Raw genomic sequence first — 18,551 nt, 5'->3', positions numbered from 1 at the left:
GGCAGCAGTAATGGGTGACAAACGCAATAGTGTCAATAACATCAATCGTCGCCAGTTTCTGGCGACCACGGCCAAAGCCGGCTGTGTGATGGGGTTGGCCGGGCTGGGGATATCAGCGCTGGCCAAGTCCCAGTCGCTGGCGCCCCAGGCGATACGTCCCCCGGGCGCCCTCGTTGAGGACGCCTTTCTCTCGGCCTGCGTCCGCTGTGGCCTCTGTGTCGAGGCCTGTCCCTATGACACCCTGAAACTGGCGCGTTGGTTTGAAGGGGCAGCCACAGGCACGCCCTTCTTCAGCGCCCGCAGTATCCCCTGCGAGATGTGCGAGGACATACCCTGTACCCGCGCTTGTCCCAGTGGGGCACTGGATACCGGCCTCGAGAAAATCGAGGATGCCAGAATGGGCACAGCCATACTGATCGATGAGAAAAACTGCCTTAACTTCAAAGGCCTGAGATGTGATGTCTGCTACCGCGTCTGCCCGCTCATCGATGAGGCCATCACCCTTGAGCGTGCCCGCAATGAGCGCAGTGGCCACCACGCCATGTTTATTCCTACCGTGCATGCCGATATCTGCACCGGCTGCGGCAAGTGTGAACATGCCTGCGTTTTGGAAGAGGCGGCGATCAAGGTGCTGCCGCAGAAGCTCGCCAGCGGCAAGACAGCCGAGCACGACACTTACATAGACACGGAAAAGACCACCCTGGAGATGCTCAATCAAGGGTTGCCCGGACTGGGTAACGGAGGGGCAATATGAGTCGGAAAAAAAGCTCAGACGCCTTTGCCGCCGATGCCATTGCCACCCTGGGTTGGTGGAAGGCACACAGGTTCCTGCTGCTCAGGCGCCTGTCACAAATGAGCGTTTTGCTGCTGTTTGCCATAGGGCCACTGTTTGGCCTCTGGCTGCTGAAGGGTAACCTGTCGGCCAGTCTGTTACTGGACACAGTGCCGCTGGCCGATCCGCTGGTGACGCTGCAGAGCCTGGCCAGTGGCCATCTGCCGGAACTGAGCCTGCTGCTCGGCGCTGCCATTGTCGCCCTGGGTTATGGCCTACTGGGTGGACGGGTGTTCTGCAGCTGGGTCTGCCCGGTCAATATGGTGACAGATACGGCCGCCTGGCTCAGACGCAAGTTGGGCCTGCCCAGATTGCCCGAGCTACCAAGGTCACTGCGCTACTACCTGCTGGTATTGGTGTTGCTCTTGCCCCCACTGACCGGCCTGTTGGCCTGGGAGTGGCTCAACCCGGTTCCCGTGGCCTACCGAGCCTTGCTGTTCGGTGGTTTCAGTGGCCTGTGGCTGCTGCTGGCGATACTGCTGCTGGATCTGTTCGTCAGCGAACGCGCCTGGTGCAGCCACCTGTGCCCCAGTGGCGCCCTCTACAGCCTGCTGGGCAAGCTGCGACTGGTCAATATCGAGGCGGTAAGAGCCAACGACTGCAACAACTGTATGGACTGTTTTACCGTGTGTCCCGAACGGCAGGTGCTCAAACCCGCCCTCAAGGGAAGCAACCCTACGATAACCAGTACCGATTGCACCCTCTGCGGCCGCTGTATCGATGTCTGTGCCAAGAAGGTCTTTGAGTTTGATACGCCATTAACCCGGCTCTCACCCAAGGGTGAAGCCAAAGACAAATCCAACAAAATAGATTGCAACCGAATTGCCACCAAGGCGGAGAACAAGCAATGAAAAAAACACTCAGCGCAGCCGCGATGCTGCTGGCACTCAGCGCCTGCTCAGGACAGCAGGCAGAAACGGCTCAGCCGGTTAACGTCAGTTCTCTTGGCGGTGGCGATGCAGAGATTAGCTCTGTACGCCCGGCCGATGCCATGCCTTCCTATCCAATGCGTGGCAATGCCATAGAGCGCAACTACGCCGAGCAGCCGCCGCTCATTCCTCACAAGGCCGACTACCCCATCAGCCTGAAGAAAAACAGCTGCATGAACTGCCATGACTGGAGCAAGGCCAAGCGTATGAAGGCAACGCCTGTGGCCAAGTCCCATGTTATCGACGACAAGGGCACCCTCAATGGACAGAACTATTTCTGTACCCAGTGCCATGTGCCTCAGGCCGATAACAAACAGCCGCTGGTGGAAAATAACTTCAGCACTGGCGCTGCCAACTGATAGCGAGAAAAACCGGGTCGCTGCTTCCTGGAGGCGCCCCGGTTTCAAGGTACAGCCCCAAAGGGATTGGGGCTTGCCTGCCCTTTCCAGCCCCTCACTTTGATGCCTCAGTTTTTCTGAAAGATGGCAATCCGCCGCTCATCGACAAAACATAAGTTCAAAGCAAACGTCTCACAGAGCCAGTCCAAGGTTGCACGATGGAAGAAGCTGCAATGGGTAGGATCCCGGGTATAGTGCCAGTCATAAAACTGGGCTTCACTCTGCCAGCGGTCAGTCATTATGCCTAAATAGCCCCCGGGAACCAGACGTGCCAGCAGCGCGCTTATCTCGGCGGCAGGCCTGTGCAAGTGCTCGAAACACTCGCTGGAGAGAATAAAGTCATACTGCGCCTGCAATGGATTGGGGAAAAACAGCGGGTCGAAATCGTCACACGCTATCCCTTCCCGGGCAAGGAGTTTTGATAGTGTCGGCCCAGGGCCACAGCCAAAGTCCAGTCCCTGCATACCCGGGCGCAGAAAGGTCATCGCCGGCGTCAACAGGCGCTGCAAAAAGCCCACATAGCCGGGGTCGTCAATGCTGTTCTCGTGGGTATCGTAAAACTGCTGCTCCTCATTCAAGGGCAGAAAATGCGCAGGGTCGAGAAAGATGAGCCGACACTCTGGGCAGAGAAAATAACGTCTGGCAACCCTGGCGGGAACTGTCTGTTTAGGTTGGGTGTTGGCACACAAGGGGCATGGATTCATCTATGACTCGGTTCACTTTAACGGCTTTGGTTTAACGACTTTGGTTTAACGGCTTTGGTTTTACAGCCTTGGCCTAAAGACTTTAACTCAGAGCTTTAACTCGGGGCCTGGCTCAATACTTTGACTCGGCGGTTGGCTATCATGCTGAAGCCTTCTCGCTTGTCCGCATCAGCCGACGCCAAAAACTGCGCCTACTCTAACAAACCCCAACCCCGGCTCCTAGAGCTTAATCGGCAAGACGCAACAACCACTGTTCCCAAGATTCAGGCAAAAGTCGTAGAGTTTCACCCCACAGCTGCCGCGGGCTTTCGTCCTGGCGACTTTTCGGCATGCCATAAAATCATCCCTGATGGCGCCACTCTGGCATCCCTGCCAGAGTGGGCCTCAAATCCATCAGGACCTGGATTCAGGTGTCGTAGGCTAAATCACCGTCAATACAACTTCGCAGTTTAAGATGTACACCTTTATCCAGGTACAGGCGGAACTGTGACCGTCGAAAACAGGGATGTTTTCGTCGAGCGCCCAGGAATGGGTTTACAGCGTGTCACAGGATCGCCTGTGTGAGAGGCCGTTCTCGGACGTCCTGTCCTTCACGGCATTCAGGCTTCCTGCCTATCCGCACCGCAGGTGATTGGCTGCCGCTTAGTTGGCAGTTAGATACAATTTGGGGCTGAAAGCTATGATAGCCGCTGTGCCTGCGGCAGAAAGTTATGGTGTAAATGCCTCCATGCACAACGGCCACTTTGGGTCACACTCATAGACTTGTTGCTTAGTAACATTCGCCTTGCTCGACCTTCTAACCCCGGCATCCATGCCTCGCTACACTATTATCATCAACGTCCTGCGACTACTCCAAAGCATATTCCTTGGTATTTGCAATGGCCTATTGTTAGGGTTAGGGGTTAGGCACAATTGAACTTGTGTAAAGCTCACCCCCAAGTAATGGGGATTAGCCAACCCCAGTACCACTACTCATTGGGTAACAACGGCATCATCTGTGCGCCATAACGGCTCCCAGCTACTGCTGTGATGGGAAACGCCTCTTCAATGGCCGCCAACTCCTCTCGGCCAAGAGTCAAAGTGCAAGCCTGAATATTATCCTCAAGATAACGCCGCCGTTTGGTGCCAAACAGAGGGATCAGATGCTCATTGCGGCTGAGCAGCCATGCCAGCGCCAGCTGTGACGAACTGCAACCTCGGCTTTCAGCCAGTGCCTTGATGGCATCCACCAGCGCCAGATTACGTTCAAAGTTCTCCCCCTGAAATCTGGGATGAGAGCGCCTGAAATCATCGGCAGCAAAGTCGTCTATGCTGCGAATAGCACCGCTGAGAAAACCTCTCCCCAGAGGGCTGTAGGCAACAAAACCTATTCCCAGCTCTTGGCAAAGCGGCAATACCTTGCTTTCAGGATCCCGGCTCCAGAGAGAATATTCGCTCTGCACCGCTGTAATGGGATGCACCTTGTGGGCGCGGCGCAGCCTGTCGCTGTCCACTTCACTCAAACCCAGATAGCGCACCTTGCCCTGCTGCACCAACTCGGCCATGGCACCGACAGTTTCCTCTATCGGTACCTCGGGATCCATTCTGTGCTGGTAATAGAGATCGATATAATCTGTCCCCAAACGCTTGAGGCTGGCTTCCACAGAGCGGCGGACATACTCGGGGCGGCCATTGACGCCGCGCTTGTGCACATCTGCTTCATCCCTGACTATGCCAAATTTACTGGCAAGAAAGATCTGCTGCCTACGGCCTTTGAGCGCTTGTGCCAACAGTTCTTCATTGCGAAAAGGTCCGTAAACATCGGCGGTATCCCAAAAGTTGACGCCGCGCTCCAGCGCCAGATCCAGCGTTGCCAAGGACTCTGCATCACTGGCCGGACCGTAAAACTCGCTCATGCCCATGCATCCCAGCGCCAGCGCCGATACTTCCGGTCCCTTGCTACCCAGTTTTCGTGTTTTCATCTGTTACCTCCATTGAACTGCCAACAGCATCTTTGTTTTTACCTTTGAGATAAATAACGCTATAACAGCCAGTGTATTCCAAAATCACGAACAATCATGGATAGACTGCAAACCCTGAATATCTTTCGCCGGGTCGCCGAGACGCGAAGTTTCACCAAGGCCGCCATTTTACTCAATCTACCACGCTCGACCGTAACCCAGGCGGTGCAGCGGTTGGAGCAGCAACTCAAGGTACAGTTGCTGGTACGCACCACACGACAGGTCAGGTTGACCGAGCAGGGCGAACAGGTGTTGGATAAGGCCTCGGCGCTGCTGGCAGACTGGGACGATCTTCAGGGCCTATTTGCCAAAGAAAGCTGCCCGGCGGGGCTGCTTAGGATCAACATGCCCGCCAGACTCGCCCGATTGCTTATCTTGCCGGCCTTACCGGAATTTCATCAATGTTATCCGGACATAGAGTTGGAGCTTGGCGTTTCGGATCCGCGCATCGATATCATAGGTGAAGGGGTCGATCTGGCACTGCGGGCCGGCACACTGGAGGACAGCAACCTTATTGCCAGAAGTTTGGGAAGCTTTGAGATAGTCACGCTGGCAAGCCCGGATTATCTGGCGCGCTTCGGAGTTCCGCAAACGCCTTCGCAACTCAGTAACCACAAGATGGTGGGCTATCTGTTGCCCGCAAGTGGTCGTATCGAGCCACTGGAGTTCAGGCAAGAGGGGAAATACCATCAGTATACCTTGCCCCAAAGCATAAGAACCAATGGTACAGATGCCTATATTGCCGCCGGATTGGCAGGCTTTGGTCTTATCCAGGTACCCACTTATGGTATAGCGCCGCATTTGCAAAGTGGCGCTCTGGTGCCAGTGTTACAGCAGTATCCGCCGCAAGCCATGCCACTGTCGCTTATCTATCCACGCAAACGCCACCCCAGCCACAGACTGAAGCTGTTTATCGACTGGCTGGTGCAACGCTTCGGCGACAAGTTACCACATGAGGCCAACTCGGTACCGCTAACCTGGGACAACTGACTTGCCTCAGTTCAACTAAACCGCACTCAGACTCGAGTAACGACCGGCTTGCCGGGCAACAGGCTATTTCCCGGGGGCTTTTCCCGCTTCCAGCAAGGGCAAGCCGGCCTCGGTTGGAATATAGATGCGCTCGCCCTTGCCTTCCTGCAGCCCCTTGATCCACACGTAACGCAGATAGGCTTCATTGCCCTTGAGTGACTCGCCGATAATCTTGTTGGCCTCGGCAGCCGCCTTGGCGCGCTCGATATCGGCCTGCCCTTCGGCCTTGGCTCTGGCGATCATTGCCCGTCCTTCCGCTTCAGCCAGGGTGACTTTGGCCTTGGCCTGCATCAGGGCCGCCTGTTCCCGAGCCTTGGCTTCCTCAATCAGGATCTGCTTGCTCCACTCTGCTTCCTTCAAAGCGGCGATGCCGTCCAGCTCCAGCTTATAGACCTTGTATTTAGGCCAGGCCCAAAAGGCCAGTAAGATCAGCAGTATGGCAACGGCTGTCATCAGAGCCAGGCTGCCGAGGGCTACGGCTTGTTTGTTTTGGTACATGGGCGCTCCTGCCACTTGAGATTATGCGGCATTTTAAAACATGGAGCGCTGTGGCACCACTTGGCTTTTCCCAATAAAAAACCGCACCCCAAAGGCGCGGTTTTTGCCTGAAGCAGCTGGGCTATTCGGCGGCCAAACCCTCCAGCACATACGTCAGCACACCACCGGCACGGTAGTAGGCAACCTCCATGCCGGTATCCAGGCGGCTGAGCAGCGCTATGGTTTTGGACTCTCCATTGGGATAATGGATCTGCGCCTGCAGCTTCTGGTTTGGCTTAAGCTCGCCATCCAGGCCGAGAATATCCACTGTCTCATCTCCAGTAAGGCCCAGAGTCTGACGGGTTTCCCCGGGCAGAAACTGCAATGGCAGCACGCCCATACCCACCAAGTTGGAGCGGTGAATACGCTCAAAGCTCTCCACTATGACCGCCTTGACCCCGAGCAGCAGCGTACCCTTGGCGGCCCAGTCACGGCTGGAACCTGTACCATATTCTTTACCGGCAATAACCACACTCGCCTGCTTTCTGGCGCGATAGGCCATGGCAACGTCATAGATAAAACGCACCTCAGATTCGCCCTGCATCCGGGTAACACCACCTTCATGCCCGGGCACCATCTCATTGCGGATACGGATATTACCGAAGGTACCGCGCATCATCACCTCGTGATTCCCGCGGCGTGAACCGTAGGAGTTGAAGTCCTTGTCGGCTACACCATGACCGCGCAGGTAATCGGCTGCCGGACTGTTTTTGGGGATCACCCCGGCCGGGGAGATATGATCTGTGGTGACAGAGTCTCCCAGTAGCGCCAGAATCGCGGCCCCCTTAATGTCATCCGCATTACCGCCATATTCGGCTTCGAAGAAGGGCGGTAACTGAATATAGGTGGAGGCGGGATCGAAGGCATAGGTTTTGCCCGAGCCCGAGTCGATGGCGCGCCAGGCATCATCGCCATGAAACACATCGGCATACTGCTGCTGGAACAGGCTGCGACTCACCTTGCCCATTACGGCGGCTATCTCGGCATTGCTGGGCCAAATGTCTTTAAGGAAAACCGCTTTACCATCGCGGCCTTGGCCTATGGGATCGCGACTGAGATCGATACGGCTGGTTCCCGCCAACGCATAGGCTACCACCAGAGGAGGCGAGCAAAGCCAGTTGGACTCCACCAAGGGGTGGATCCGCCCTTCGAAGTTACGGTTACCGGAAAGCACTGAACCCACATGGATCTTCTGTTCGCTGACCGCCTTGGTGACCGCCTCCGGCAAGGGGCCCGAGTTACCTATACAGGTAGTGCAACCATAACCTACCAGGTTAAAGCCCAGGCTATCGAGTGCCGTTTGCAGTCCGGCCTGTTGCAGATACTGGGTCACCACCTTGGAGCCTGGGGCCAACGAAGTCTTGACCCAGGGCTTGCGCTCCAACCCCAGCTCCACCGCCTTTTGTGCCAGCAACCCGGCTGCCAGCATCACCGCCGGGTTGGAAGTATTGGTACAACTGGTAATGGCGGCAATCACCAAATCGCCATGGTGCATGGCAAGCTCGCTGCCTTCGAGTACAAACGCCTGCTCAAGCTCGCTACGCCCCGAGAGACGAATGGCATCTTCGGCCGCCTGCTTGAGCTGACTGACGGCGACTCTGTCCTGGGGCCGCTTGGGCCCGGCCAGGCTGGGTTCAACACTGGCAAGATCCAGGCTAAGGGTATCGGCAAACTCGGGGGCGCTATCGCCAGTCTCTCGCCACAGCCCTTGCGCCTTGGTGTAAGCCTCCACCAAGGCAACCGTCTGTTCATCTCGGCCACTGAGGCGCAGATACTCCAGTGTCTGCGCATCCACCGGGAAGAAGCCACAGGTTGCACCATATTCCGGTGCCATATTGGCGATGGTGGCTCGATCGGCCAGCGGCAGCTGATCCAGGCCATCACCATAGAATTCGACAAATTTACCCACTACTCCCTGGCGGCGCAGCATCTCCACGACTCTGAGCACCAGGTCGGTGGCTGTAATGCCTTCACTGAGCTGCCCCTTGAGCTCGAACCCCACCACATCCGGGATCTGCATTGAGATGGGTTGCCCCAACATGGCCGCTTCGGCTTCGATACCCCCGACACCCCAGCCAAGTACCCCCAAGGCGTTGATCATAGTGGTGTGGCTGTCAGTGCCCACCAGTGTATCTGGATAGACCCAAGTGGCTCCTTCTTCGCCAAGCCCCTGCCAGACACCTTTGGCCAGATACTCGAGGTTTACCTGATGGCAAATGCCGGTACCCGGTGGCACCACGGAGAAGTTATCGAAGGCGCCCTGGCCCCACTTGAGAAATTGATAACGCTCGAAGTTGCGCTGCATCTCAATCGCCACATTGTCCCGATAGGCATCCGGATTGGCGAACTTGTCGATGCTGACCGAGTGGTCAATCACCAGATCCACCTTGGACAGAGGATTGATCTTTTGCGGATCGCGCCCTTTGGCCACCAGCGCCGCCCGCATGGCGGCCAGGTCGACTATCGCCGGGACGCCGGTAAAGTCCTGCATTAATACCCGCGCCGGATGATAGGCGATCTCCTGCTGGCTGCCGCGGCCGCGCCCCTTGGCAAGCGCCTGCAGATCGTCGATATCACAATGGTCGGTATCCAGATGCCGCAGAATGTTTTCCAGCAGCACCTTGCAACTCTTGGGTAATGCGGCAACCTCGGCAATTTCCGCCAAGGGCCCTTCATTGAGGCTGTAGTATTGGAATGAGGTGTTTTTGACGGTCAAGGTGCGTTGCGCCTTGGCTTGATATTTGACTTTGGACATCACTTCTCTCCCTACGTTGAGGTACGCCATTCCGTGCAGAAGCTGGCTCACCGAGCGAGAGTGAAAAGGTATGGAGGCAAGTAGGACAATGGAAAGTTCATCGGGATAAATCGACATTGGCCTGCGCCGTACAAGCACCTTTTCAACACGCCTCAGGGAAGCTTGTTGGAAAATCCACCTTCTATCGGGAATGGTATTAATCCTTGTCGTTCCAACGACCAGCTTAAAGTATGCTCAAATAAGGTACAAGGGCACCTGAGGCTGTCGAAGGATTTTTAAGTGTAATCTCAGTCACTTTGCGTTAGCTTAGGAGCAGGCACAAGCTGGGAGCGATACAGATGAAGAAACACAAGAATGAAGCGGCTCTGTTGAAACTGGCGTTGGAGATAGGTTTGGGATACTCGCTCAAGCGTGGCTTTGCCCCGCTTGGGGACAAGGTGCCGGAGAAAGAGAAAGTCGAGTGCGTCTATCGCCTCTTGGTGCAGGATAAACTGATAGGGCCATTGCCATCGGACAAGGAAGATGGCCCCAATATGAAACATAGGCTGGTAATGTGGATCAGCGGCAAGTTGCCCAAGGAGCATCCACTGCTACAGTAGCCGCAATACTCAGGACTGCGGCGGTTCGATTCGGTTACGGCCATTGAGCTTGGCCTGATACAGGCGCTCATCGGCCTGACGATACACCTGGCGCAGCTCGGGTTTTAGCCTGGAGCTCGGCTCTGGTGACAAGGCTATGCCAATACTGACGCTTAGGCCCTGTGCTGTGGCCAAGTCCAGGGGCAGAGACTCAGCCGCCGCTCTGACAGACTCTGCCAGCCTCTGCGCCTCGGCCATGTCCGCCACCGGCAGCAAGAGACAAAACTCTTCACCGCCGACGCGAAAAACATGCTCAGGGGACGGCACAAACTCCTGCAGTAGCCGCGCCAACTGCTGCAACACCCTGTCGCCGGCATCGTGGCCCAAATTGTCGTTAATCTGCTTGAAATGATCGACATCCACCAGCAAGAGTGCCAAACGCCCTGTTATCTGTTGCTGCAGTAGATTGAATACCGGTTCCAGATGCAAGCGGTTGTAGACAGAGGTCAGTGGATCCAGCGCCGCCATCAGTTGCAAACGTTCAACCATTTCGGCCCGCTTGCTCTCAAACACATGACTCATGATCCACAAAGTAGACAGACACAGACCCACGTTGATGAATAAGGAAAAATGCAGCTCCGACTCCAGCATAACCAGCCGCAGCAGCAATAAACTCATACCACCAAAGATAAATACCGCGTTAAAACCCACGCCCCAACGTTTACCCAGCAGCAGATAAGAAAGCAGCGGAAAGATAAATAACCAGCTGTAGAGAATTGAGCTCAAGCGCGCCTGCCAAATTCCCAGCAGCACGATGAAAAAGAGCAAAGACAGAAAGCATAACGACCACTCTTTCAGCCTGGAGGTTGTGGGCAAACGGTAGAGCAACAACAGACAGAAACCGGCCATGGCCAGTTCCATCAAAGACAGTAATGGCAACCCCATATACCAGTTAAAGCCACTGAACAGCACCCCGAGGCAAAAAATAGTCCATGCGCTGACTTTGAGCGCAACCCGACGGTACTCGGATTCGTCCGTCCATATCTGGCTGAGATCCACAAGCTTCCCCTTGAATTAATCAGGCAAATACTAACCCAAAGGGCCAACAGGGCAAAACAAAGGAAGGGGTATTGGCGGGATAAAAGAAACCCGGCACGGGCCGGGTAACTTTAGACTGCTTTGGCTTTTTTGTGGAACATCAGCTTCCAAAAACTCTGGGACTTGGCTTTGGCAGGCTTGGCCTTATGTTCCTGAGTTTCAGTGGCGGTTTGCCACAGAGAGCTGACCCACAAACCTTGATAGGCTTTCATCGATTTTTCCTCTTTACTTGGGACGCTGATCAAATTAACGCCGCCATGACTATTAGTAAAATGAATTAATTCCATAGCGAGAATTCCAAATAAGCATGAACGTACCTATCAAGACCTTACACTGCTTTCTGACCCTGGTGGAAACCGGCAACTTTACCCGCGCCGCCGAGCAGCTGTACCTGACTCAGCCGACATTGAGCAAGATGATCCAACGTCTGGAGGAATCCCTGGATCAACAGCTCTTGATCCGCAGCAATCAGAAGGTAGAGCTCACTCAGGCCGGAGAGATATTCCATGCCAGCGCCTGCCAGATAATAGGTCAATGGCACAGAATGGAGCAGGACTTGAGTAACTTGAGTGGCCTCAAATCCGGCCACCTGCGCCTCGGGGTCTGCCCCATGATGAGCAGTCTGACCATAGATCTGTTGACCGAGTTTCGCCGCACCTATCCGGCGGTCGAGTTGCAGATGCATGAATACGGTGGTTTTGGTTGCGAGCAGGCACTGCTGGCCGACACTCTGGACATCGCCTTCACGGCGCTGCCGGCCACCCATGGAGAGCAGCTATCTTCATCGCCGCTGCAGGGTTATCCGCTGAAGGTCTGCCTGCCGGTAGGTCACCCACTGACCAGCAAGCAGGCGATAGAATGGCGGGATCTGGCCGAGTATCCTTTCATTCTCTACAACGAGGACTTTTCACTGGCAAAATTATTGACCCGCCTGAGCCGCGAGGCCGGGGTCACGTTGAATATCGCTTTTCGCAGTGGTCAATGGGACTTTCTCGGCGCCATGGTACAGGCTGGAATGGGGCTGGCGCTGCTACCGGAGCCCATCTGCGACAAGCTCGGCGAGCAAACCCTCAGCTATCGGCCCATGGCGAGTGAAATCACCTGGCAGCTGGGGCTGATTTGGCGCAACAACCTGCCCTTGACCCCGGCCGCCGAGGCCTTGGTTGCCCTCAGCAAAAAGGGCTTGTGAGCAGGCAAGCTATCAGCTTGCCTGTTCCTCATCGGTTGGGATCACCAGCACATTGCTGCGCACGCGCCGCAAGATCTGCTCGGCGGTATTGCCTATCACCCGTCCCATCAAGCCCTGGCGCTGACGAGCACCTATCACCAGATAGTCGCTCTTGAGCCTGCAGGACAACTGATACAGACAAAGATCCGGATCGCCGGCAATGATATGGATCTGCTCTTTGGGAAGCCCGGTCTGGTCCAGCATGGCCTGATGCTTACGCCAGGCCGACTTGACCATTTCATGCAGGTTGAGCACCTCAAGATCGCGGATCACCTTGGGTACCCGGATAATATGCGCCAGATGCAACTTGGCACCGCTGGCCTCGGCCAACTGGCGGCCATGTTGCAACACCAGTTGGTTGAGGCGCTGTTTTTGCTGGCTTCTGGCATCGAGATCCACCGCCATCAGAATACTTGACGCCTTCTTGATCGGATTGTCGCTGAGCAGCATCAAGGGCACCTTGGTACTGCGAATAAGATGCCAATCGGTCGGCAGAAAGTGCTCGCTCTGGTGAACTGTTTTGACCACCATATCAAAACCATAGCGGCCGGCATGGTTACTGACATGCTCGTAGAGATACTTGCTCCAGATGATATGCAGCGGTACATCTTCGGCATCCAACTCCTTGAGATGAGCCGACACCTCGGCTTGCTTCTCCTTCATCAGCCGCTGCTGGGCGGCCCCGGCAAGCCGTGGGCTATAATAATCATCACCGGAAAAATATTCGTAGCAATAAGCAAATACCTGTGGTTGCTTACCTAGTAGTTCCGCTACTTCCAGTCCCTTGGCAATCGCATCAGTGTTAGCCTCTTCATGTTGTTCGATGATAAAAAGCTTACCCATTTGTTTTCTCCGGATTTTTCTGGTAATCGGCTATTTTTTAGACTCTAATCTGATGCAGAATAAACCATACTGATCCCGATCAACAATTGCACCTATGGGGGATACTCAATGTCGATAGATAGCCTGTTGATCGCCTTGTTCCTGATCTTGCTGTTCTCCCGGGTGCTGGGAGAGTGCTGTAACCGTATCGGTTGGCCGCCGGTGGTGGGGGAAATAGGTGCAGGCTTGTTGCTGGGCCCTTCAGTGCTCGGCTGGCTCGAACCGACCCAGGTGCTGGCAAATATCGCCGAGCTCGGGGTGATACTGCTGCTGTTTTCCATCGGCGCCGAAACCTCGATAAAACGCCTCTACAGCGCCGGGCGCCAGGTGGCGGCGGTGGCCATTATCGGCATAGTGATGCCGCTGCTGCTCACCGGCCTGGCCGCCTTTTACTGGCTGGAGCTGTCGCTGTTTGCCGCCATCTTCTACGGCTGTACCCTGACGGCTACCAGCATAGGCATCTCCCTCAGGGTGCTAAGCGACAGTGGCCAGCAACAATCCAGTGCCGGTCATTTGATTCTGGGAGCGGCGGTATTCGACGATATTGCCGGGGTAATACTGCTCAGTTTGCTGTTCAACTTTGCCAGTGAAGGCCAACTGGCACCGCTGGCAATTATCAAACTCTGTGGCTTACTGCTGCTGTTTCTGCTGCTGGCGCCGCCTCTTGGCAGAATGCTGGTCTATCTGCTGCGGGTATTCAGCTACCAGTCCCAGACACCCGGCTATGAAGCCGTGGTTATGCTGACACTGATCTGCCTGTTTGCCTGGCTGGCACACCTTTTCGGCGCTCCGGCACTGCTCGGCGGTTTTGCCGCCGGTTTGGCGCTATCAAGGCAGTTTATCTGGCCCTGGCAGAAGTATCTGCAAAACCCCTTTCCCTTTACCCACAAGCTGGAAAAATCGATGCAACCGCTGACCGATGTGTTCGCGCCTGTGTTCTTTGTCTATGTGGGGATAAGCCTCGACTTGAGCCAGTTGAACCTCAGCCCCTACAGCCTGTTACTCTTGCTGGCGATGATACTGCTGGCATTTATCGGCAAGCTGGCCGCCGGTTTGGTGGTCAGCGGCACTTGGCGGCAAAAGCTGATAGTCGGCAGTGCCATGGTGCCCAGAGGTGAAGTCGGTTTGGTCTTTGCAGAAGTGGGGCGGCAGTTGGATATCATTCCGGCCAAGGTATTTACCGAATTGGTGTTGGTAATAGCCATCACCACCCTGCTCGGCCCCTTGCTGCTCAGACGCCTGTTGCCCAAGGAGGGCGAAGCATAAAAAGCCGCGCCATATGAGGCGCGGCATTTTATGCTTCCAGATAACTTCAGCTTATTGACTCAGTTACCTTTCAACTCTGTCTCCAGGAAGTCGGTCAGCGAGCGGTACAAATGGGTGCGCACCTTATCCCCCCGCATCGAGTGCTTGGAGCCGGGGTAATCTATCATGCGGAACAACTTGCCTTCATCCTGCAGCGCCTTGTATACCCGGGTGCTATTCTCGAACAATACATTGTCATCGGCCATGCCGTGATACATCAGCAAGCCTGAACGATACTTGCTCACATAGGGGAAGACACTGCTGGCCTCGTAGCCCTTGGCGTTGTCGTCAGGATGGCCGAGGTAGCGTTCGGTGTAGTGGGTGTCGTACAGGGCCCAGTCGGTTACAGGGGCGCCACTGATGGCCGCCTTGAAGTAGTCGGGCGCCTTGAACAGGCTCATCAGCGCCATATAGCCGCCATAGCTGTGGCCATAGATGGCAATGCTGTCGGCCTTGACCCAGGGAAGGGTACGCAGGAAATCGACACCTGTCTTCTGATCTTCCACTTCGGCTTCACCAAGATGGCGGTAGATTACCTGCTCGAAGGCCGTGCCTCTATGCGCCGAGCCCCGGTTATCCAGCTGGAACACGGCAAAGCCCTGCTGCAACAGATATTGGGTGTAGTAATCCTGCTCACTCCAGCTATTGACCACCAACTGGGCGTGAGGCCCACCGTAAACCCGCACCACCACGGGGTATTTGGCCTTACTATCGAAATTCACCGGCTTGAACAGGCGGTATTGCAGCGCCTTGCCATCTTTGGCCTTGAGGGTGCCAAACTCGGGCAACTGCCACAGCCCGGCATAGTCATACAGAGGGTGTCCGGCCTTGACGGCGTTCTCTTCCACCCAAGCCAGATGCTCACCGCTTTGGTTGTGCAGACTCACCTGGGGAGGCTGCGACAGACTGTTGAAGTAGTCGAGGTAAACAGACTCCTTGTCGGCAAACACGGCATTGTGCATGCCGCCACGCCGGCTGATCCGCTCTATCTCACCGCCATTGAGGCTGACCCGATACAGATGGCGCTCGACCACACTGTCTTTACGGCCACTGAAATAAACCCAGCCCTGCTTTTCATCTAGGTGTTCTATCTCATCGACCGCCCATTTTCCCCTGGTCAGTTGCCGTTTGACCTTGCCCTTATCATCAAACAGGTAGATATGGTTGAAGCCATCACGCTCGGATGCCCAGATAAAGCCGGGCTGCTGCTTGAGAAAATAGAGGTCGTGGTTGAGGTTAACCCAGGCATCGCTGCGCTCGGACACCAGAGTCACGGCGCCTTTGCCCTCGCGGCTGTCTACCTGACGCAGATCCAGCTGCTGCTGACTGCGATTCTGCCACTGGAACGACAAGTGCTTGCTGTCCGGCAGCCATTTCACCCGCGGCAGATAGATATCTTTCTCACTGCCGAGATCCATCCATTGGGTCTTCCCGGACGCCAGCGATACTACCCCCAGGGCAATCTCGACATTGGGCTTGCCGGCATAGGGATAACGCTGCTCGGTCAGCTTGATGCCATCGGCATAGATCTCATTGCGGGTCACCAGCTCTACACCCGACTCATCGATGCGGGTATAGGCGATGGCCGATTCATCCGGTGCCCACCAGTAACCTGTCATACGGTCCATCTCTTCCTGAGCCACAAACTCGGCCATGGCGTTCTTGATGGCCCCGCCACCATCCTGGGTCAGCGCAGTGAGCTTATGGTCTTTCAGCTTGAGAACATAGAGGTTTTGTTCGGCTACAAAGGAGACAAAATTGCCCTTAGGCGACAGTTTGGCATCTGTAGCAAAGGCATCCCCTGTCGGCAGCAGAGTCACCTTGGCATCGGCCAGGCTGAAGTAGTAGAGCTTGCCGGCCGCCGGGATCAGCAGTGCCTGACTGTCGTCGGCCCAGAAGTATTCCATGATCCCCTGGCCATACACTCGCTGCCGCTCGCGGCGGGCCTTCTCTTCATCGGAAAGTTCACCGGCTTCGAGCCTGGAGGCGTCCAGCAGCAAACTGACCTGGCCGGTGGCGACATCCATCTGCCAAAGATCGTAGAAATACTGATTGTCTTTACGGCCCGCCAGGTAAGTAACCCGCTTGCCGTCGGGAGACAGTTTCAGCCCTCGGGGACTGGCACCGGCCAGTGCCGGTGAAGAATAGAGACGCTCAACCGTCAAAGGGGTTTTGCCACCCTCCAGAGCGAAAGACTGGCCGGAGGCCAGTGTCAAAGGTATTGCCATAAGCGCCGAAGCCATCCAAGTTTTTTTCATTATTATTTCCGGAATTGTAGGATACAGGGGCTTTGGCATCCGGCCACAGCCCAAAAAACAGCCCTCATTCTGCCCCAATTGACAAGGGATCGGCAAACCCGTGCAATTGGCCGCTGAAATATCGCCGGTTCTCGGTTATGATCCTGTCCCAGAAAAAGCTCAGACCTCTTTTAAGGAAACAAGATGCAGACTCTGGCCCAAACCCTCAAACAGCAGGCTGTCAGCCCAGCCTTGTCCCAATTGCTCCTCACTCTGGCCCAAAGCTCAGTCGCCATCAGTCAGGCGGTAAGACACGGTGCACTGGCCGGTGTGCTGGGCGCCACCACCCAGGAAAACGTTCAGGGTGAAACCCAAAAGAAACTGGATGTGATCACCAACGAAATGCTCAAAGATGCCCTCAAGGCCGAAAGCACAGTGCGCGCCCTGGCATCGGAAGAGGAAGATCATATTGTTGAAGTCGGTGACAGCGGTGAATTTCTGGTGTGTTTCGACCCACTGGACGGCTCTTCCAACATAGACATCAACTCACTGGTGGGCACCATTTTTTCTGTACTGCCGGCACCCGAGGGGGAGATCAGCGAGCAGAGTTTCCTGCAAAAAGGCAGCGAGCAACTGGCGGCTGCCTATGTGCTCTATGGCCCATCGACCATGCTGGCCCTGACCACAGGCCAAGGGGTACAACTCTTTACCCTGAACCCGGACAGCGGCGAGTATCTGTTGACCAATGAAGCAGTGAACATTCCCAAAGACACCGCCGAGTTCGCCATCAATATGTCCAACCAGAGATTCTGGGAAGCGCCGATGCAGACCTATATTGCCGATCTGCTGCTCGGCAAAATAGGCCCGAGAGAGAAGTCGTTCAACATGCGCTGGATTGCCGCCATGGTGGGCGATGTGCACAGAGTATTGAGCCGCGGCGGCATCTTTACCTACCCAACTGACAACAAGAATCCGGATAAGCCCTACAAGCTGAGACTGATGTACGAAGCCAACCCTATGGCACTGCTGGTTGAACAGGCCGGCGGCAAGGCCAGCACAGGTTATCAGCGCATTCTCGACATCCAACCGGAGCAAATTCACCAGCGGGTAGCTGTCATCCTGGGCTCGGCCAATGAAGTCGATGCCTGCCTCGAGTACCATCAGCAGGATTACAGCGGCGAGCCTGAACTCTAAACGCCGCTTGGGGCTGCCGGGGTCGGCAGCCCTGAATTGACGGTACAATTCAAGGCCTGAGACAGATAGCCTGGGATGAACTGTTGGCAATTAGTCTTAAGACTGCGGCCTTTCATTGGCAAGCCGTCAAATCGCGCTATAATACGCGCCACACTGAACTTCAGGCCGGACCTGAAATAGATTTATACACAGTCTAAGGATACTTCCATGAGCTTAAATGCAGTGCCTGCGGGCAAATCCCTGCCAGATGACATCTACGTGATCATCGAAATCCCACAAAACCACGACCCTATCAAGTATGAAGTGGACAAGGACACAGGTGCCTTGTTTGTGGATCGCATGATGACTGCGCCTATGTTCTATCCTTGCAACTACGGCTATGTGAACCAAACTCTGAGCCTGGATGGTGATCCGGTAGACGTACTGGTTCCTACTCAGTATCCACTGCAGCCAGGCAGCGTTATCCGTTGTCGTCCAGTTGGCGTACTGAAAATGACCGACGAGTCAGGTGAAGATGCCAAGATTGTTGCCGTACCACACGAGAAGATCTCCAAGGAATACGGTCATATCCAGGATGTGAACGATCTGCCTGAGCTGCTGAAAGCCCAGATCAAACAGTTCTTCGAACACTACAAGGATCTGGAATCCGGCAAGTGGGTTAAAGTTGATGGCTGGGAAAATGCCGAAGCCGCCCGCGCCGAAATCCTGTCAAGCGCCGAGCGTTACAAAGGCTAAGTGGCCCTGTAACCCGAGGATAAGCATAAAAGCCAGCCAACAGCTGGCTTTTTTATGGTTCATCGCAGATTAGCGTGGACTGGAAATGAAAACGGTTGGAGAGTTATTGT

At 55.4% G+C, this 18,551-nt stretch carries 17 protein-coding genes; 9 read left to right on the top strand and 8 right to left on the bottom strand.

Annotated features, from left to right (window positions below; genetic code table 11):
- The first annotated feature begins 10 nt into the window (after positions 1 to 10).
- Genes napG through ON072_RS12110 form a run of 3 tightly spaced genes read left to right on the top strand, consistent with a single transcriptional unit; the run spans position 11 to position 2,120 of the window.
- A complete protein-coding gene (gene napG / locus ON072_RS12120; RefSeq protein WP_144379966.1) occupies positions 11 to 754 on the top strand; it encodes a ferredoxin-type protein NapG in 744 nt (247 codons plus the stop codon).
- The gene (gene napH, locus ON072_RS12115) at positions 751 to 1,683 is read left to right on the top strand and encodes a quinol dehydrogenase ferredoxin subunit NapH (protein WP_144379967.1); all 933 of its coding nucleotides are present in this window, start codon (positions 751 to 753) and stop codon (positions 1,681 to 1,683) included. Before napG ends, napH begins: the two co-directional genes overlap by 4 nt.
- Positions 1,680 to 2,120: a nitrate reductase cytochrome c-type subunit gene (locus ON072_RS12110; protein ID WP_025889974.1), complete on the top strand. Its 441-nt coding sequence runs from the start codon at positions 1,680 to 1,682 to the stop codon at positions 2,118 to 2,120. Before napH ends, ON072_RS12110 begins: the two co-directional genes overlap by 4 nt.
- 107 nt (positions 2,121 to 2,227) lie before the next feature.
- Here the strand turns inward: ON072_RS12110 and ON072_RS12105 are convergent, their stop codons facing one another.
- Positions 2,228 to 2,863, bottom strand: a complete 636-nt coding sequence (locus ON072_RS12105) for a class I SAM-dependent methyltransferase (RefSeq protein ID WP_144379968.1) — start codon at positions 2,861 to 2,863, stop codon at positions 2,228 to 2,230.
- A 968-nt stretch (positions 2,864 to 3,831) separates the two neighbouring features.
- Entirely contained in the window at positions 3,832 to 4,824 is a 993-nt protein-coding gene (locus tag ON072_RS12100) for an aldo/keto reductase (protein WP_025889972.1), read from the bottom strand.
- Between the two features lie 96 nt (positions 4,825 to 4,920).
- Between ON072_RS12100 and ON072_RS12095 the strand changes: the two genes are divergently transcribed.
- Positions 4,921 to 5,853, top strand: coding sequence for a LysR family transcriptional regulator (locus ON072_RS12095; RefSeq protein ID WP_144379969.1), 933 nt, complete (start codon positions 4,921 to 4,923; stop codon positions 5,851 to 5,853).
- A 63-nt stretch (positions 5,854 to 5,916) separates the two neighbouring features.
- Here the strand turns inward: ON072_RS12095 and ON072_RS12090 are convergent, their stop codons facing one another.
- Positions 5,917 to 6,390: a hypothetical protein gene (locus ON072_RS12090; RefSeq protein WP_025889971.1), complete on the bottom strand. Its 474-nt coding sequence runs from the start codon at positions 6,388 to 6,390 to the stop codon at positions 5,917 to 5,919.
- A gap of 121 nt (positions 6,391 to 6,511) precedes the next feature.
- A complete protein-coding gene (gene acnA / locus ON072_RS12085; RefSeq protein ID WP_144379970.1) occupies positions 6,512 to 9,184 on the bottom strand; it encodes an aconitate hydratase AcnA in 2,673 nt (890 codons plus the stop codon).
- 338 nt (positions 9,185 to 9,522) lie between these two features.
- On the opposite strand from acnA, the gene ON072_RS12080 reads away from it, so the two are divergent.
- On the top strand, positions 9,523 to 9,783 hold the full coding sequence (locus ON072_RS12080) for a DUF5062 family protein (protein ID WP_025008966.1): 261 nt from the start codon (positions 9,523 to 9,525) through the stop codon (positions 9,781 to 9,783).
- 9 nt (positions 9,784 to 9,792) lie between these two features.
- On the opposite strand, the gene ON072_RS12075 is transcribed toward ON072_RS12080, so the two are convergent.
- Positions 9,793 to 10,821, bottom strand: coding sequence for a GGDEF domain-containing protein (locus tag ON072_RS12075; RefSeq protein ID WP_101060036.1), 1,029 nt, complete (start codon positions 10,819 to 10,821; stop codon positions 9,793 to 9,795).
- A 110-nt stretch (positions 10,822 to 10,931) separates the two neighbouring features.
- On the bottom strand, positions 10,932 to 11,072 hold the full coding sequence (locus ON072_RS12070) for a hypothetical protein (protein ID WP_156018842.1): 141 nt from the start codon (positions 11,070 to 11,072) through the stop codon (positions 10,932 to 10,934).
- A 95-nt stretch (positions 11,073 to 11,167) separates the two neighbouring features.
- On the opposite strand from ON072_RS12070, the gene ON072_RS12065 reads away from it, so the two are divergent.
- Entirely contained in the window at positions 11,168 to 12,049 is an 882-nt protein-coding gene (locus ON072_RS12065) for a LysR family transcriptional regulator (RefSeq protein WP_144379971.1), read from the top strand.
- 12 nt (positions 12,050 to 12,061) lie between these two features.
- On the opposite strand, the gene ON072_RS12060 is transcribed toward ON072_RS12065, so the two are convergent.
- The gene (locus ON072_RS12060) at positions 12,062 to 12,931 is read right to left on the bottom strand and encodes a universal stress protein (protein ID WP_144166229.1); all 870 of its coding nucleotides are present in this window, start codon (positions 12,929 to 12,931) and stop codon (positions 12,062 to 12,064) included.
- A gap of 108 nt (positions 12,932 to 13,039) precedes the next feature.
- Here ON072_RS12060 and ON072_RS12055 point away from each other — a divergent pair, with 108 nt between their 5' ends.
- Complete coding sequence (locus ON072_RS12055; RefSeq protein ID WP_261752768.1) at positions 13,040 to 14,236, top strand: cation:proton antiporter; 1,197 nt, start codon at positions 13,040 to 13,042, stop codon at positions 14,234 to 14,236.
- Positions 14,237 to 14,295: 59 nt separating this feature from the next.
- Here ON072_RS12055 and ON072_RS12050 read toward each other — a convergent pair whose 3' ends face one another.
- Complete coding sequence (locus ON072_RS12050; protein ID WP_261752767.1) at positions 14,296 to 16,533, bottom strand: S9 family peptidase; 2,238 nt, start codon at positions 16,531 to 16,533, stop codon at positions 14,296 to 14,298.
- Between the two features lie 183 nt (positions 16,534 to 16,716).
- Here ON072_RS12050 and ON072_RS12045 point away from each other — a divergent pair, with 183 nt between their 5' ends.
- Positions 16,717 to 17,706 (top strand): class 1 fructose-bisphosphatase, encoded by a 990-nt coding sequence (locus ON072_RS12045; protein WP_025008963.1) that lies wholly within the window; start codon positions 16,717 to 16,719, stop codon positions 17,704 to 17,706.
- A gap of 207 nt (positions 17,707 to 17,913) precedes the next feature.
- Positions 17,914 to 18,441, top strand: coding sequence for an inorganic diphosphatase (gene ppa / locus ON072_RS12040; RefSeq protein ID WP_044735135.1), 528 nt, complete (start codon positions 17,914 to 17,916; stop codon positions 18,439 to 18,441).
- Positions 18,442 to 18,551: the final 110 nt, after the last annotated feature.

Origin of the sequence: Shewanella sp. K8 (assembly GCF_028823715.1) — a bacterium.
GTDB lineage: Bacteria > Pseudomonadota > Gammaproteobacteria > Enterobacterales > Shewanellaceae > Shewanella > Shewanella algae.
Note: the sequence above shows the minus strand (reverse complement) of the source record. Positions and strands in the feature narration are given on the sequence as shown.

What these genes read in the sequence shown, in the direction of transcription:
- ON072_RS12110 (WP_025889974.1), top strand. Translation starts at nt 1,680, where the DNA reads ATGAAAAAAACACTCAGCGCAGCCGCGATGCTGCTGGCACTCAGCGCC.
- ON072_RS12080 (WP_025008966.1), top strand. Translation starts at nt 9,523, where the DNA reads ATGAAGAAACACAAGAATGAAGCGGCTCTGTTGAAACTGGCGTTGGAG.
- ON072_RS12065 (WP_144379971.1), top strand. Translation starts at nt 11,168, where the DNA reads ATGAACGTACCTATCAAGACCTTACACTGCTTTCTGACCCTGGTGGAA.
- napH (WP_144379967.1), top strand. Translation starts at nt 751, where the DNA reads ATGAGTCGGAAAAAAAGCTCAGACGCCTTTGCCGCCGATGCCATTGCC.
- ppa (WP_044735135.1), top strand. Translation starts at nt 17,914, where the DNA reads ATGAGCTTAAATGCAGTGCCTGCGGGCAAATCCCTGCCAGATGACATC.
- ON072_RS12100 (WP_025889972.1), bottom strand. Translation starts at nt 4,824, where the DNA reads ATGAAAACACGAAAACTGGGTAGCAAGGGACCGGAAGTATCGGCGCTG.
- ON072_RS12050 (WP_261752767.1), bottom strand. Translation starts at nt 16,533, where the DNA reads ATGAAAAAAACTTGGATGGCTTCGGCGCTTATGGCAATACCTTTGACA.
- ON072_RS12070 (WP_156018842.1), bottom strand. Translation starts at nt 11,072, where the DNA reads ATGAAAGCCTATCAAGGTTTGTGGGTCAGCTCTCTGTGGCAAACCGCC.
- ON072_RS12105 (WP_144379968.1), bottom strand. Translation starts at nt 2,863, where the DNA reads ATGAATCCATGCCCCTTGTGTGCCAACACCCAACCTAAACAGACAGTT.
- ON072_RS12090 (WP_025889971.1), bottom strand. Translation starts at nt 6,390, where the DNA reads ATGTACCAAAACAAACAAGCCGTAGCCCTCGGCAGCCTGGCTCTGATG.
- acnA (WP_144379970.1), bottom strand. Translation starts at nt 9,184, where the DNA reads ATGTCCAAAGTCAAATATCAAGCCAAGGCGCAACGCACCTTGACCGTC.
- ON072_RS12055 (WP_261752768.1), top strand. Translation starts at nt 13,040, where the DNA reads ATGTCGATAGATAGCCTGTTGATCGCCTTGTTCCTGATCTTGCTGTTC.
- ON072_RS12060 (WP_144166229.1), bottom strand. Translation starts at nt 12,931, where the DNA reads ATGGGTAAGCTTTTTATCATCGAACAACATGAAGAGGCTAACACTGAT.
- napG (WP_144379966.1), top strand. Translation starts at nt 11, where the DNA reads ATGGGTGACAAACGCAATAGTGTCAATAACATCAATCGTCGCCAGTTT.
- ON072_RS12095 (WP_144379969.1), top strand. Translation starts at nt 4,921, where the DNA reads ATGGATAGACTGCAAACCCTGAATATCTTTCGCCGGGTCGCCGAGACG.
- ON072_RS12045 (WP_025008963.1), top strand. Translation starts at nt 16,717, where the DNA reads ATGCAGACTCTGGCCCAAACCCTCAAACAGCAGGCTGTCAGCCCAGCC.